At 55.7% G+C, this 15211-nt stretch carries 11 protein-coding genes and 1 rRNA gene; 3 read left to right on the top strand and 9 right to left on the bottom strand.

Annotation, left to right across the window (positions count from 1 at the left end; all coding sequences use genetic code 11):
- Positions 1-63: 63 nt before the first annotated feature.
- From IKP20_04355 to IKP20_04340, 4 genes are all read right to left on the bottom strand, one after another.
- Positions 64-288 (bottom strand): hypothetical protein, encoded by a 225-nt coding sequence (locus IKP20_04355; protein MBR4504186.1) that lies wholly within the window; start codon positions 286-288, stop codon positions 64-66.
- Between the two features lie 161 nt (positions 289-449).
- A 5S ribosomal RNA gene (gene rrf / locus IKP20_04350) occupies positions 450-571 on the bottom strand.
- Between the two features lie 127 nt (positions 572-698).
- Positions 699-7565 (bottom strand): leucine-rich repeat protein, encoded by a 6867-nt coding sequence (locus IKP20_04345; protein ID MBR4504185.1) that lies wholly within the window; start codon positions 7563-7565, stop codon positions 699-701.
- A 299-nt stretch (positions 7566-7864) separates the two neighbouring features.
- Positions 7865-8683 carry a geranylgeranylglycerol-phosphate geranylgeranyltransferase gene (locus IKP20_04340; GenBank protein MBR4504184.1) on the bottom strand — a complete coding sequence of 273 codons (819 nt, stop codon included), beginning with the start codon at positions 8681-8683 and terminating at the stop codon, positions 7865-7867.
- 277 nt (positions 8684-8960) lie between these two features.
- On the opposite strand from IKP20_04340, the gene IKP20_04335 reads away from it, so the two are divergent.
- Positions 8961-9659 carry a hypothetical protein gene (locus tag IKP20_04335; protein ID MBR4504183.1) on the top strand — a complete coding sequence of 233 codons (699 nt, stop codon included), beginning with the start codon at positions 8961-8963 and terminating at the stop codon, positions 9657-9659.
- Between the two features lies 1 nt (position 9660).
- The gene (locus IKP20_04330) at positions 9661-10242 is read left to right on the top strand and encodes a deoxynucleoside kinase (GenBank protein MBR4504182.1); all 582 of its coding nucleotides are present in this window, start codon (positions 9661-9663) and stop codon (positions 10240-10242) included.
- Between the two features lie 31 nt (positions 10243-10273).
- On the opposite strand, the gene IKP20_04325 is transcribed toward IKP20_04330, so the two are convergent.
- The 5 genes from IKP20_04325 to pyrB are packed head-to-tail and all read right to left on the bottom strand — an operon-like array spanning position 10274 to position 13250.
- A complete protein-coding gene (locus tag IKP20_04325) occupies positions 10274-11005 on the bottom strand; it encodes a DUF92 domain-containing protein (protein ID MBR4504181.1) in 732 nt (243 codons plus the stop codon).
- 41 nt (positions 11006-11046) lie between these two features.
- Positions 11047-11310, bottom strand: a complete 264-nt coding sequence (locus IKP20_04320; GenBank protein ID MBR4504180.1) for a hypothetical protein — start codon at positions 11308-11310, stop codon at positions 11047-11049.
- Positions 11307-11837: an AAA family ATPase gene (locus tag IKP20_04315; protein ID MBR4504179.1), complete on the bottom strand. Its 531-nt coding sequence runs from the start codon at positions 11835-11837 to the stop codon at positions 11307-11309. Before IKP20_04315 ends, IKP20_04320 begins: the two co-directional genes overlap by 4 nt.
- A 4-nt stretch (positions 11838-11841) precedes the next feature.
- Positions 11842-12321, bottom strand: a complete 480-nt coding sequence (locus IKP20_04310; GenBank protein MBR4504178.1) for an aspartate carbamoyltransferase regulatory subunit — start codon at positions 12319-12321, stop codon at positions 11842-11844.
- Positions 12321-13250: an aspartate carbamoyltransferase gene (gene pyrB, locus IKP20_04305; protein MBR4504177.1), complete on the bottom strand. Its 930-nt coding sequence runs from the start codon at positions 13248-13250 to the stop codon at positions 12321-12323. The genes IKP20_04310 and pyrB overlap by 1 nt, the downstream gene beginning before the upstream one ends.
- Before the next feature lie 86 nt (positions 13251-13336).
- Between pyrB and IKP20_04300 the strand changes: the two genes are divergently transcribed.
- Entirely contained in the window at positions 13337-15028 is a 1692-nt protein-coding gene (locus IKP20_04300; GenBank protein ID MBR4504176.1) for a DUF5591 domain-containing protein, read from the top strand.
- Positions 15029-15211: the final 183 nt, after the last annotated feature.

The raw sequence follows: 15211 nt of genomic DNA, 5'->3' as shown, positions 1-15211 counted from the left end.
CCCTCAGAATCGCCAACTGTCCAATGACTCATTTTCTTAATTATTGCAGAATGCTGGCTATCCTCATTGGACAGTTAGTTTCATATATGGTGGTTTCACGAAAAAACAGGTTCCGAAGCAAAGTCTAATGTCCAAGTCAAGATAATCGCCTTCGTTGACGTCCTGGCTCAGAACCCAGTTGTCCACAGGGTCGTCCCATTTGGGCCCGCTGAGAAGGACGAATGCCGCTAGCGCAACCACCGCGATGGCCGCCACTACGGCTACGATTATCAGAATAGTTTTGTTCATGAAGTCGGAATCGCTTTGTAATATTATTTTTTCTTACAATTATTGCCAATCATAGTGATGAATGAGTATCGATGTTGGGCTGCCACCGTATGATCTGCCATGAAAGGAGACGAGGAGAACGGATCGATAACGGCGTTTAACCGAATAATTGAAAGAAAAGTGGCAGACAGCGTGCTTGAGTTCCCGTACGCTTGCGCAATACAGTACAGACAGGTACGCGGGCGGACTTTACTGCCGGGTTCGGGATGGGACCGGGTGTTTCCCCGCCGCTATGGCCGTCTTGCCGAATTGCTGGATATATTTGTTATATTTAACGATTGCCATCAATAAGTCGCAAGGCCATCAGAAGCGAGGGAAAACGGGGCTGAAATGGTTTCAAAAAGGTTTTTGGGGGCCGAAGCCCCTGGGTTTCACTTTACAAGGTATAGGTTCGAGTCCGATCCGCTGAAGGTATGTCCCTTCAGGTTGGCGGCGGACGCCGAAATCTTCTTGGCTCCGTCGTAGAAGGACAGGTCGTAGAACGCGTATCCTCCCACGGTCTGGAGGCCCTTGCCGAACGACACATCCGCGAGGGAGTGGCAGTAGGCAAATGCCTTGGCGCCGATGGACTTCGCGTTCGTCAGATCGGCCGATGTCAGCGTCTCGCAGCTGAAGAGCGCCTTCTCGCCGATGTAGGCGACCGGGATCTCCCAGCCCTTGTATATCACGGAGCTGGGGATGGAGGTGACGGCCTCGTCGAATCCGATGAGAGCCACTTCGCGCGGGTCGGTCGAAGCCACCTTGTAGGTCAGCCCTCCGGAGGTGAATTCCTCGTCGATCACCAGATCGGCGGTCTCGCGGAGGATCTTGCCGGTTCCGGTGAAGAAGTGTCCGCGGAGGTTCTTGACGGTGGCGTCCATGGGCTCCCCGTTGAGGTCGAGGAACTTCAGGCCGTGGAATACGTTGTCGCCCATGTAGATCAAAGACTTGGGCATGGAAACGTTCTCCAGGGAGACGCATCCGCTGAACGCGCTGGCGCCTATCTTCTGGACGCCGTATTCGATCGTCAGGTCCTTCAGGTTCGTGCACTGGAAGAACGTGTACTGGTACAGCACGCGTATGTTGCTGGTTATGGTCAGCGACGTGAGCCCGTAGCAATAGGAGAACGCCTTCGGTCCGACGGATTCCACGGTGGACAGATCTACGCTGCTGACTCCGTTGTTCTTGTAGAATGCGTTCTTGCCTATGACTGCGCCGTGCCCGCTGAATGTTATGCTGGTCATATCCTTGCAGGCGCTGAACACGCTGTCCTCGAGGACCACATTGTCTCCGGGGATGTCCAGAGAGGTGATGCCCGTGTTGCAGAATGCGTAGGTGGCGACGGTCGTCACGCTCTTCGGGACAATCAAGGTGGTGAGGTTCGTGCAGTTTGCGAAGGCCTTCAGGCCGACGTAGTTGACGTATCCGAGGTCGGTATACTTCAGATCAAGGTTGCCGTAGAACGCCTTCGTTCCGATGGTGGCGACGAACAGGCTCTCGCCCTTGAATTCGACGTTGCCAGGAACTGTGAGGTGGGTGATCACGCCTTCGTATCCTACCAGGGACACCTTCAGCGGGTCAATGTTTATGACCTTGTATTTCAGGCCGGTGTAGGTGAATCTGTCCCCTTCCTTGAACGCATTCTTCTTGAGGACGCCGTTGGAGCCCTCGAACAGGTATCCCTTCAGGTCGGCGGCGGCGCTGACGGCGGTTCCGTCCATCTTCAGGAATGTGGTGCCCTGGAATGCGCTGGCGCCTATGGTCCTCAGGGAACTGGAGAACTGGATGCTCTTGAGGGCAGGGCATCCGAAGAACGCATAGGAATCGATCTTGGATGCGGCGCTCATCTTGACCGTCTCCAGATTGGAGCAGTTGGCGAAGGCCTTCGAGCCAATGGTCGTCGCGTCTCCGGTGTCGATGGACTTGAGGGTCGTGCATCCGTAGAACGCCTTGGCCCCTATGGAATCGACGATGATCTTCGATCCTCCGTAGCTGATCTCGTTGGGGACGACAACGTCGACGGGCTTGCCCACATAGCCGGACAGGGCAACCTTCGCGGGGTTCAGGGAAGTGACGGTGTACAGGAACCCGTGGGTCTTGAATTCGTATCCGACATACAGCTGAACCTGGCGGACCAATGTCTTGTCCCCTGCGCCCTTGTAGATGTAGCCGGGGAGCGCGTTGGTGCTGAGCTTCGTCTCTCCGTCCGCGTCGTAGAACGTAAGTCCGGAGAACGCCGCGGTGCCGATGCTGGCCACGGATGACGGGACCTTCACGTATTCCAATGCGGGGCAGTTGTAGAACGCGTAGCTGCCTATCGTCTTCAGATCGTCTCCTGAATCCACTGTCTTCAGAGCAACGCAGTTGGCGAAGGCCTTGCTGCCGATGGATGCGACATTGCCGATGGAGGCGGTGACCATGGTGGAGCAGCTGTAGAACGCCTGGCTCTCGATCGAGGTCACAGCCATGTTCACTCCCTTGCAGGATGCGGTCGCCGGGACGATGAGGTTCGTCATCTTGCCGTTGTATCCGATGACGGATGCTTCATAATTGGGGGAGACCGAGGTGACCTTATACTTCAGGTCGCCGTAGTCGAAGGTCTCGCCCGGAGCGATGCCTTCGCGGACCAGCTTTCCGTTTCCTCCGGAGTAGGTGTGGCCCTTCAAAGCCGCGGCCGTCTTCTGGAGGACGGTGGTGCCGTCGATGTCGTAGAAGGTTATTCCAGAGAAGGATCCGGATCCGATGGACGCTATGCTCGAGGGTATGGTGACTTCCTCGGCCGAGGCGCATCCGGAGAAGGAGTTCTTTGCCAGGGATGTGATGCTGAACCTTCCGTTCATGTGGTCGGCTTCCGACGCGATCTCGATGACTGCGGCGGGCTTGTCCACATTGACCGCGGCAGCCTTGTTGGGGTTGATCGAGGTGATTATGTAGGTGATGTTCTCGTAAACGAACGTTTCGCCCACTTCGTAGGGGGCCTTCCACTTGGCCGTGAGGGTCAGTGTCTCTTCGGCATATCTCCATACGCCATCGGTGACGAATCCTATCGCGCTGGTCGGGAAGGATCCGTCCGGGTTGATGACGAGGATGTCGCCGGAATAGTATCCGACCAGGCGGAGATAATCCGAGGCCGCCGGCTTGGTTATGGATGCCGCTTTGGCCCCATACTTGGCGGCGGCTGCTCCGCTCGAATCGCCGTCGCCCTTGTCCATGATGATGGAGGTGGTCGGAGAGTCCCACTGGGCGTACAGATCGACCGTATCCCTGTCGGTTTTCGTGAGGTTCTTGACGGCAGCCTTGTCGGCATAGCTGGTTCCGGTTCCGTCGGCCTTGGTGTTCCAGGACAGGAACTTGTAGGGCGCGTTGGTGAATGTGTTGGCCTTCAGGGTCGCGCTCTTGCCGTACGTCATGCTCTGGGTCGCAGTGCTCTCGGGCGTGTTTCCTGTGTTGTCGTGGAACTTCACCGTGTAGGTTATGGGAGCCCACTGGGCGTACAGGATGACGTCGTCGAGGTTGTAGACGGATTCCTTGTCCTGATAGGATGTTCCCGATCCGTCCTTGGCGGTGTTCCAGGATGCGAATCTGTATCCCGTCTTGGTGAATTCGTTGGATTTGAGGGGCACGGTCAGCTCATAAGCCACGGACTGCGGGCTCATGGCTCCCGAGCCGCCGTTGGCGCTGAATGTGACGGTGTATGTGCCGACCTCCCATTTCGCGGTGACGGTCACGTCTTCGGCAGGCATGACGGCAGGCACCTGGGGAACCCATCCGGCGAACGTGTATCTCGGCAGGACGGGGTCAGCGGGCGCGGTTATGGCGGTGCCGTAATCCTGGGTGATGTCAGGGATGACGCTCGATCCGGTGTTGGCGAAGTGGATGGTGTATTGGTTGATCTTCCACACGGCGTACAGGGTCAGAATCTGATCTTTCTCAGCGATGTTGCTGACCAGCTGGTGGTTCTCGTACACGACGGCTCCTCCGGCGGAGGTAGCCCATCCCATGAACGAGTAGCCGGTCCTCGAGAAGTCTGCCCATTGGATGTACTCCGAGGTGTCGATGTAGATCGTCTGGATGCTCATGGATCCGGTCGCGTCGATGGCATTGGGGTCGAAGCTCAGCGAGTAAGTTCCGGGGGCCCAGTGGGCGACCAAGGCGGCGGTCTTCGAAGCGTCGGAAGACAGGTTCATCACGTAAAGGGGGCTTCCCGAGGTGCTGTTCTTCTCGGGCGAGGTCGATGACATCCAGCGGTATGTTCCATTCTTGGAGTCGGAGCAGGCCGCCCATGACAGGGCATCGCAGGTGACGGTCCATCCGAGGAAGACGTACCCTTCCTTGGAGGGTTCGGAGATGGCGTATTTGCTGTCGTACGTGAATGTCTTGTCGGAATAGCTGCCGGTTCCTCCGTCGAGGTCGAAGGTGACCTTGTATCTGATCGGGGTCCACTGCGGCACCGCATGTACGGTTCCTCCGACGGCGGATGAAAGGGAAGCGACCCAGGTGTCACCCTTGGATGCCTTGAACGCAGTCCCTTCGACTATCTTCTTGGTGACGCTGCCTTCAGTTCCGTAAACGGCTGTGCTGTAGTTCACATCTCCTGTGAGGAGCCATCCGGATAATGTGTATCCTGCCTTGGAAGGCTGCCCGAGGTCAAGCGCATCGTTGCCTGAGAGCTCATAGGAGCGGCCGTCATCGTCGTTCACGACGGTATACTTCGGAACCCATTTGGCGTAGAGGTCGTAGGCCGGGATGTCTCCCTTCCAGGTGTATCCGTCGAAAAGGGGATTGACGGAGCTGTCGATGTTTGTCCATCCGCCCTTGTTGATGAGCATTCCAGAGGGGTTGCCCTGGGCATCTACGGCATCGTAGTAACCGTCGAACCTCGCCATCTCGCTGGAAGGTGCTTGGATGTTCGGGAAATCCATGCCGTAGGTCGCGGTGTACTCCGCGTCCGGGACGACGCCCATGTTGTGCAGGATTACCTTGGTGGTGTGCGCAGTCCACTTGGCTTCCAAGGTGACGGCGGAGTTCTCGTTCGTCCACAATCCGTTTCTGTCGGTGTATCCCGATACGTTGCGGACGAACGCGCCCTTGGCGGTGATGACTGTCGTTCCGTTGCTGTTGTTGTAGCCGCCGAAATCATATCCGGTCTTCTCCGGGGCCTTGAAGGAAGCGGGCACGGATCCGCCTATCGCCACGTTGAAGCTGGTGAATGAGCCGGTTCCGCCGTTGAGGTTCAAAGTAACCAAGGTGTTGGCCGCGGGCTGGGCCATGACCGCATAGGTCTGGCATCCGGCTATGGGGGTCAGTTTGTTGCCGCTGACGGAGAACCCGGGGGCGTAGTAGAGTTCGAGCCCGTCTTCGAACGATACGGCCGCGGTCTTGCCGAGAGGTACCGTGGCGTATCCTGTGTAGGAAGTGCCGTCCACGGTGAGTGTCACGCCGCTGCCTAGCTCGACCATGGCGCCGTTCCAGCGGCCATAGAGGGTCTTGAGATAGCTGGATCCCATGACGCTGGATACGCTGGCATCAGGGGATACGAACACGCCTCCGGGCAGGAACCATCCGGCGAAGCTCTTGTCGGGAAGGTATGTGATCCCTGCATCGCCTATGGTGTCCTTGACAACCTTTCTGGTGTAGAGTCCGGAGCCGTCGTTGAATTCGAATTGAACCGTGCGCAGATCGGTATCCTGCACCCACTTCCACTTGTCGCTGTCGAAATGGTATACTTTTCCATCCGTATCGGAAATGTACCGCACATCGATTTCGAGGCCGGCGCTGTTTATCTTCGAAATCATGGGGGTTTTTCCCACCAGATACAAGATGCCGTCGCCGTTGTGGATGTGGTCGTTATAAGTTTGGATGATCCCGTCCTCAACGAAGTCGGAGCCGACTGTGATGATCACGGAGTTGGCTTCGTTGCCCACGCACAACCCTTCTGGGACGTTGCTGTCAGAGATTATGACGGTGTTCAACGGGCGCATGTTGCATTCCCAGGTCTCTATTGAATCGGGAATCTTCACGTAACCGGGGGTATCGATGGAATAGCTCATGATGCTCTCCATACCCTCCGGGAGGATGAACGAGGTAGCCAGCACTCCGTAGAATGCGTCGTATCCCACGGATGTCAGGAGGTATTTGCCATTGGACGGGTCGTTTACGAACTCCACCTGGCGTATCAGCTTCTTGACGCTGAATGCGTTATAATTCTCGCGGTCCACGACGTAGAAGAGTTCCCCTCCATCCTCGCCGAGGACGGTATTGTCCGGGGACACGGCCCAGACCTTCAGATATCCGTCCACCAGATCCCACTCGTGGTTGGCGAGCTCCCATCCGTTAGTATTGCCGTGGAAATGGTATCCGAATTCAAGGTTCGGTCCCACCTGCGTTCCGTCTCTGAACGCATCAGCTTCGAGGAAAGTCTCTATGGGAATCGATGTCCGGACCTTCAGCGCGCCATCTATGCCTGAGGCTCCCCACAGGGAATAATATCCGAAATTCGTCGTCTCGTCGCAGCGGAGATCTATGAATGTCAATGCGTCGCATCCGGAGAAAGCTCCTTCCCCTATCGATTTGACGTTCTCGGGAATCACTATCTGCTCCAGGCTGTCGCAATCCGAAAAACAATGGTCTGCTATGGTCGTCACGTTGCTGGGGATGACAACGGATGTCAATTGATTGCAGCCGGAGAAGAGATAATTCGGCATTGTAGTGAAACCGTCGCTTTCCGGAAGTCTTATGGAAACGAGCGCCGAGTTGCTGAACGCCCAATCGGCGATGCTGGTCACGGAGTCGGGAAGATAAAGGTGATACAGCGATCTGCAATTGTCGAAGGCATCGAAGCCGATCGTCGTCACAGAATCGGGGATCTCGACATATCTGAGATTATTGCAGCTGTAAAATCCGTTGGAGAGACCTATGATCTCTATCCCGTATGATAATTTCGCGGATATCAGATACTTCTCCCCACTGAAATCTACTGCCTTAACCTGGTATGTGACTCCATCATGTTCAATCTGGGCGGGTACGGTTATATCGGCTATTTTGTCGGCTATGCCGTCCGCCGCAACCCAATCCACTCCATCTGGTTGGTAATAGTGTATTATCTCGTCGTCATCCCAAAAGGATAAGGCGTCCGAGTCATTGGATGCCACTGTGAATATCGCGAACAGTGACAGAATGGCAATGAACACGGCAAGGATGTGAATGGGGCGGAACGCCTCCGCGTGTCCTGCCGGTGATGCGCACATTTGTTTTGTCATCAAACAATCTCCTGTACACTATGCAGTCTACAAAGTAAAAATGGAAACTGAAGTCATAACTGTTTGTACTCAGATTCCTAAAGTTTATCAATCAACTTTAGACCCACAATTCATCCTTACGATATGCGGCATATTCGCGGTGAGGGATGAGTTTCGGGCATGCGCTCGAGGTCTCTCGATTTCTCTGTAGAATCTGATCTGTCGGGGCGATCAATTTTCTTTCAGATTCAAGTGCCGTATCAAATTGTTCTGCCAGTTCGAAGGATCCAATTCGATTCGGATAATAATCCATTCAGACATCATCTGAATGCGACTCCGAGTATGAACGCAATGAGAGCGGCGAACATGGCGATTTTCGCTGTCTTCTGGGCTTTGTGCGGGTCTGAGAACACGGAATAGGCGCAGAATATGAACAGGGCGTCAGCTACTACCACCAGATAGTACATCGGTCCGTACGTGTGCTGGATCATGGGTACGATGCTCAGCATCGGGCCTGCGATGAAGAACACGCATGCAACTGCTGCCGCACCCTTCTTCCCTATTTTCATGGGCAGAGTGACTCTCCCCTCATCCCCTTCCATGTCTTCGATGTCTTTGGCGATCTCTCTTCCGACGGAAACGAGAGCGGCCATGACCGCGATTATGACGTTGCCTTCGGCGTTGGATACGGCCGCCCCGCCCATCAGGAATGTCATCCCGGTGAGCGCCGCTATGGTCAGATTCCCTACGAATCCCCTTTGCTTCAGGAACAGCTCGTAAGCTACCATCAGCGCCACGGCAACCGTTACGATGAGGATGCAGACCGGGTCCATGGTGAGGAGGGAAGCGGCGGCCGAACCGGCGAGCATGATTATGCCGGCGTTCCTCGCTTCTTTGGCGGTCATGCGGCCGGAAGGGACTGGGCGCTCAGGATGGGCGGTCTTGTCGATCTCGGCGTCTATGCTGTCGTTGAGGGCGTTTCCCCCGCACACGAACATGAACACTATCAGAGCGGATATCAGGAGGTTGATCCAATGGTCGGCGATCCCGGTCCCCGAAGCCATGAAGGATGCCACGGTTACGCCGATGATCCCCATTATGGCGTTCCCGATCCTGAACAACTGCAGATACTTGTTCATGGCACGGCATGACCTGTTTCATTTATATAATAGTTTCAAACGCCGGTTTTGCGGGATCAGATGGATGATATTGTCTGATTCTCTGTGTCCGAATCTCTCTGAAATCTATAAATCCCATATCCTCGACTGTTTTTCCGAAAGCAGTCCGAAGTTTCCCATCTTCTGAGGGGATTCCTACGACCTTCCGATGGGGTTCGGCCCAGGCGGAGTCAATTGTTTCCACATCAACGTTTATCATTGAGTAGTCTTTACTCACATCGTACTGGCAGGTTGGAGGATGCAGACTCAGGATTACGTGGCGCTCATTCTGGTGTATCTGATCATCGGCGTGTCGTTGGCTGTTTCGGCTTATCTGGAGAAGAAGAATTCCAGGATAGACACCCGCAAAGTGGTCCACATCGGAGTCGGAACTTTCGTTTTCGTCTGGTGGATGTTCACCGAGAACTGGGTTATGCTGATCTTTTTCACCATTCCCTTCGCAATAATACTATTCTTCGCGATGATCAAGGGCAACAAGATATCCGAGTCCAAGCTTGGGGAGATATCCAACAACGGGCACAAGACCGGGCTGTTCTTCTATGCCATCACGATCACCGTATTGGTATTGCTCTGCTCCGACCACTGGACAGCCGCTTCCATAGGCGTCATAGCGATGACTTTTGGCGACGGCTTCGGCAGCGTCATCGGCAAAAAGTTCGGCAAGCACAAGATCATCAACGGCAAGTCCGCGGAGGGAACTTTCGGCGTGTTCGCTTTCACGGCCGTCATATCCTTGATTCTCATAGCTTTCTACGGTTTCCTGGCTTCGTCAGGGTGGTATCCGGCCGGAGTCTATTCCGGCATTGTGCCGCCATATGTGGCATGCGCGGTCGCAGGTGCGTTGGCCGCGGCCATAGAGGCCGTATGCAACGGGGCATACGACAATCTGGCCGTCCCGCTTACCGTGGCGCTCGCGATGGCTCTCCTGGGGCTTTGACATGACCTGGTATGTCGTGGATGGGATGGACGGATGCGGGAAGACGACCTGTGCCGATTTCCTCAGAGATAAATTGGAGTCCGAAGGCCGCAGGGTTTTCATGGTGTCGCATCCCGACACATCCTGCCTGGCCGGGAAGCTGGAATACGGCTATCTACATAAAGAGGGGAAACTGGCCAAGATCCTTTCCACGGTGTTTTTCATCCTTGACGCGGTAAACTCCATATTCCGCATGAGAATCCACTCCAAAAGGTATGACGATTTCATCTTCGTCAGGTATCTGATGTCGGTCGCCTATCTTCCGGACGGGATTTACAAGAAAGCGTACGGCCCCATAACGAAGCTGTTTCCGATGCCGGACGAGTTCATCCTGGTGGACGTGGACGCGGAGACCTCGATGAAGCGCATCATGGGGCGCGGGGAGGATCTGGAAGCCTTCGAGAATTTGGAGGATCTCACACACATCCGCGAGAAAATGCTGTCCCTCTCGGACGGATGGCATGTGATCGACAATACCCTGAGTTTGGAGACGGTAAGGTCATCGATCTCTGAAATCGCCGATTCTACGCTTTCGAAGGGATGAATCGCTTATAGGTGCAAGCTGAGGATATTCTTCAGGCATATCCCGCGGCTATGCATGCGCCGGCTCCGAAGGCGGCTCCCATGAGCGCCGTGACGCAGTTGTTCGCGTATTTAGAGATTATACCGCGATCTTCCAGCGTGGCACCCAGAACGCTGTCCATGAAGTTCCCGAATACCCCTGCGACGAATGGGATGATGAGTACCCAGTCGAGAGTGTGGGCCATTATGAGCCATCCCAGAACAGCTATGGCCAGAGATGCGGCTGTGGATACGGCAGTTCCCAGCAGCGATATGCCCCCGTTGGTTCCCGGCGATACCTTCTTGAAATTGGTGATCAGGAAGACTTCCCTGTCGCGGATGCCTATCTCCGATGCTATCGTGTCGGCCCCGGCGACAGTCATGGTGGATATGAACGCCACGAAGAAAAGCGTCGGCTCCATCGGCCAGATGGCGTTGATCAGGACTATCGCGCACGGCGGGATGCCTACCCCGGCTACGTTCTTCCATGTCCGCTCGCCTTTCTTTCCCTCTTGGAGGCCACGTTTCTTCTTATCGGAAAGCCCGTTCCATGTCGCTGCGAATCCGGTGACGGTGAATATCGTCATCAGGATGAACGCTTCCAGAGAACCGAATATTCCTGTGAACGATCCGACCAGTAACGAGGCTGCCGCCCCATCTTTGGTCAGGCAGCCGGTTTTGAGCGCTGCGAGGGACAGCAGGGTTGAGAGAGCCACCGCCAATGTCGCTAACGATATGGCATCCATGGCTGTCCATTGGAATCTGCTTTATAATATCATGCCAAAAATCAGAGCGATTCTAGCAGCTCGGTGGCGTATTTGATGCACAGAGCGCGGTCTTTCAGAGGGAAAAACATGATTTTCCCGGAGGGATAGAGGGTGACCTCCATCCCGTTCCAGGTGAATGTCAGCTCCAGCTCGCCAACTTTGGATATCGGGCATCCCCGGGCGGAGATGGATTCGGCGGCCTTCGCCATGTCTATGTCCATGGGTTCGGCGGAAATGGCCATGAATGAATCACCTCCGCAGAGGCGGGACGTCGTGAATCTCATCTGAGGCTCTCCAAAAGCGTGCGGGCGTTTTTATGGAAGGTTTCGAGGTCGGAATCGTTGACCAGCATATGCTCGGACAGAGCTATCACCTCGGCGATGCCCCATCCGATCTCTAAGTTATCGCGTGCGTCGAATTCCTTTTCATCGCGGGGAGCATCTTCCCTGTTTCTGTTCACCAGCCTTCTGAAGCGCTCGCTTCTGGGGGCATGTATGGCGACTATGAGCACGTCATCCGAGACGCGGCGGAACGAGCGGACCTCGTCCATGCTCCTGCATCCGTCGACGAAGAACAGATCGCCTGACATGCGTTTGACCGACCTCTCGGCCCAAACGTCCTTGCCATACCTTTCCCTCTCTCTCGCGGCGAATTCTCCGACGGAAAGCCCCTCGGACTCCGCGCGGGATTCCGCGTAGGATTCTCTGACGACGTCGCCCATCCTGACGAAATCGAATCCCATCGAGCGCGCTACCTTCAGCAGCTCCTCTTTCCCGGAGCCGGGCATCCCTGCGACGACTATGATTCTCATCTGATCACAGCAGGTTGTCGGATATGTTCGTCAATATCCTGTCGCAGTAGCAGCATCTTAGCTGGATGGGGTGCCTGCTGACGACCGTGAACTCCGGCGATACGGGCTCTCCCTTGTTGGTGATGCAATTGGGGTTGCTGCATTTGGCCAGGCCGCTGACGTGGTCGTCCAGATGGACGGTGAACTTTTCCGCGACGTAATAGTCTCTGATGATGGAGATGGTCGCATCAGGGGCGATGAGAGCGATCTTATCTACGGTAGCCGAATCCAGCTCTCTGTCCTCTATCTTGATAAGGTCCTTCCACTTGGTCTCTTTCGTGGAGGGGACATGGATCCCTATGCTGATGCATGAATCGATGTTGTTCTCGCTCACGCCGAGTATTTTCATCACGTTGAGCGCTTGGCCGCAGGCGATGTGGTCTATGACGGTGCCGTTCCTGATGGGCGCAAGTTTGATCTCTTTCACAGTAGGATTCGTCTGCATCACATCTCACCTCCCAAAATGGCGCTGAGAAGGGCCATTCTCACGGGGACCCCGTTGAATGCCTGCTTGAAATATCTTGCATGCTGTGTTTCATCCACTTCCGGCGCTATCTCTCCGACCCTGGGAAGCGGGTGCATGACGATCATGTCGTTCTTTGCTTCCCTGAGGATCGCGTTGTCGATCCTGTAGGTGCCGGCAACTTTGCTGTATTCCGACGGGTCGGGGAACCTTTCCCTCTGTATCCTCGTCACATAAAGGACGTCTGCCTGGTCTATGACGTCTTCCAGCACGGCGGTCTTGCGGGGATGGCAGCCTTTCTCTTCAAGATGGGCGACTATGTCGTCGGGCATCTGGAGGCTTTCCGGCGCTACCAAGGTGATTTTGGCGCCGAACATGGTGAGAGCGTCGGCCAGGGAATGGACGGTCCTGCCGTATTTCAGGTCGCCCACCAGAACTATGTTGAGGCCGTCGAGGGTGCCTTTCGCCTCCCTCATCGTGAAAAGGTCCAGAAGAGTCTGGGTCGGGTGGGATCCGGCCCCGTCCCCTGCGTTGATGACTGGGTTTATCGAGAATTTGGCCGCCAATCTCGCGGCTCCCTCGTACGGATGCCTCAGGACGATGAGGTCGCAATAGGCATCCACCATTTTTATGGTGTCCGCAAGGGTTTCTCCCTTGGATATCGAGGTCATGGACATCTCGGACACGTCTATGACGTCGCATCCAAGCCTGTACGCTGCACTCTCGAACGAGAGTTTGGTGCGGGTGGAAGGCTCGAAGAAAAGGTTGCCGAGGATCTTGCCGTCTAGGATGCGTCTTGTCTTGTCGCCGAGCGCATACGGAACCATCTTCTGGGAAAGGTCCAGAATGCCTTCGATCTGGTCCTTGCTGAAGTCCCTGATTGACACAACGTCTTTGTCGTAGAGGTCCATGGGCTTCCCTATCGCCATGGCCGTTATTAACTGTATTCTTCCGGGTTTCCGCAACCATTAATATCTTTACGGGCGTCGGCAGAAGCATGTTGGACATCGTCTCCCGGTCCCAGAGAGGCAGAGTTTGCGAATATTCCAGGGGAGACTGCCGTATCACGTCTCCTTGCGCCATAAAATACGTTCCAGGGGAATCCGTTTGGATCGAGGCGGGCGGATGCGGCAGGACGCTTCATTTCATGGGCTCCGATATCCACTTGGAAGGCGGACTTCTGACCACTGCGTCATCGGGGATGGGCGGCATTTCGCCCTCCAAGGACGGGATACAGGTCGTCAGGCTGCCGATCCCCGAAGATTTCGTTCCGGACGAGGATGCGGAAGCGGTCGTGGTCCCGAACGCGTATGAGCTGAGGCACGACCCCCGCCGCGCCGTCGATGCCGTCATCAGGCTGAGGGAGGCATGCGGCTTCGGCAGAATCCTGTGCATGCTGGGCATCGCGGAGCCGTCGACCGCCTCCATTCTCGCGTATATGGGAGTGGACATGTTCGACGCATCGCTGCCGGAGGCGATGGGGCTGAGCGGCATCAGGCAGATCCCGGAGGCCGACATGGTAACCGGCAAGGACGAATCCGAGGCGAACGTCCGTGAGCTGGATGCCGAGCTTGAGAAGGTGAGGGCGTTCATCGGATGCGACAGGCTAAGGGAGCTCGTCGACCAGAGGTCATTCTCATCCCCTTCTTCCGTCGCTCTCCTGAGGATATACGACAGGGTTGGATACGCCTACGCCGAGGAGGTCTGTTCCACCGTCGGATGCAGATTCTGCTGCAATTCTACCCAAGCCCTGAGAAGGCCCGACATCAGGAGGTACAGGGACAGGATGAAATCCTACAGGAAGCCGGCCAACAAGAGGATACTGCTTCTGCTGCCGTGCTCGGCGAAGAAACCCTATCATATCTCCAAATCACACAAGGCATTCTCGTCGGCGATACACACCGCTCCCCACGACACCCTCGTCCACGAGGTCATAGTCACGTCACCGTTGGGGGCCGTCCCGCGCGAATTGGATGCCATATACCCTGCCAACGCTTATGACATTCCTGTAACTGGAGAATGGAAATGCGAGGAGAAGGCGATGATAAGGGAGATGATCGGCGACATCATCGCCCAGGGATATGACAAGATAATATGCCATTTGGGGGAGGACAGCGAGCTGGTCGAGGGTCTGGCTGATATGGAATTCACTGTCGTCGGCGATCCCACTTCTCCGGCGTCGCTGGAGAATCTGGACAAAGCGCTCAGAGCCGCCGCGGAAGGCATGGAACCCGTCGATTATCTCGACGATCGCAACAACCAGCTCAGATCCGTTCTGGAATTCCAATTCGGAAAGGAGGCGGCAGACCTTCTGATGGACGGAAACTCCTATGCAATCGGCAAATTCCCTTATTGGAAGCTGTTCCGCGAGAACCCAGAGAAGCGTTCCGAGAAGGTGCAGCTGGGGATGATGACCCCGGAAAGAGGCATGCTCTCCCTTACGCTGGACGGGGCGAAGATCCTTGCGGAGAAAGGGTTCAACACTGTCGAGATCATGGATTTCGAGATGAAGGGCAGCCTGTTTGCCGTAGGAGTCTTATCGGCGGATCCGAGGATTCGCATAGGGGATGAGGCCATAGCGGTCTGCGGGGGCGAAGTCCGTGGAGTCGGCGTGGCGATGATGTGCGGCAGAGAGATGGCGGACCTGAAGAGAGGCATCGCCGTCAAAATGCGCCACAGATCGAAGTGAAGTTCGCATCTCGCATCAGGGGGCGGGGACCATTCCCTTCCGGCTCCCCTGATTTCGTCACGAGTACCTTTCGGGCTCCGATTTGACGAGTACCACTTCGTATGGTGCTCCCAACAGCCCCGGAAAGCTCTTCTTCGAGGGGATAATCGAGGGAATCGAGAGGATCCGTCGTCGTACTGGAAA

It is taken from the genome of Candidatus Methanomethylophilaceae archaeon (assembly GCA_017524805.1).
Classification (GTDB): Archaea; Thermoplasmatota; Thermoplasmata; order Methanomassiliicoccales; family Methanomethylophilaceae; genus Methanoprimaticola.
The sequence above is the reverse complement of the archived record's forward strand: the minus strand, read 5'-3'. Positions and strand labels throughout refer to the sequence as shown.

Coding starts and splice junctions, on each gene's coding strand:
- IKP20_04345 (MBR4504185.1), bottom strand. CDS start 7,565: ATGACAAAACAAATGTGCGCATCACCGGCAGGACACGCGGAGGCGTTC.
- pyrB (MBR4504177.1), bottom strand. CDS start 13,250: ATGGACCTCTACGACAAAGACGTTGTGTCAATCAGGGACTTCAGCAAG.
- IKP20_04355 (MBR4504186.1), bottom strand. CDS start 288: ATGAACAAAACTATTCTGATAATCGTAGCCGTAGTGGCGGCCATCGCG.
- IKP20_04300 (MBR4504176.1), top strand. CDS start 13,337: ATGTTGGACATCGTCTCCCGGTCCCAGAGAGGCAGAGTTTGCGAATAT.
- IKP20_04315 (MBR4504179.1), bottom strand. CDS start 11,837: ATGAGAATCATAGTCGTCGCAGGGATGCCCGGCTCCGGGAAAGAGGAG.
- IKP20_04335 (MBR4504183.1), top strand. CDS start 8,961: ATGCAGACTCAGGATTACGTGGCGCTCATTCTGGTGTATCTGATCATC.
- IKP20_04320 (MBR4504180.1), bottom strand. CDS start 11,310: ATGAGATTCACGACGTCCCGCCTCTGCGGAGGTGATTCATTCATGGCC.
- IKP20_04340 (MBR4504184.1), bottom strand. CDS start 8,683: ATGAACAAGTATCTGCAGTTGTTCAGGATCGGGAACGCCATAATGGGG.
- IKP20_04310 (MBR4504178.1), bottom strand. CDS start 12,321: ATGCAGACGAATCCTACTGTGAAAGAGATCAAACTTGCGCCCATCAGG.
- IKP20_04330 (MBR4504182.1), top strand. CDS start 9,661: ATGACCTGGTATGTCGTGGATGGGATGGACGGATGCGGGAAGACGACC.
- IKP20_04325 (MBR4504181.1), bottom strand. CDS start 11,005: ATGGATGCCATATCGTTAGCGACATTGGCGGTGGCTCTCTCAACCCTG.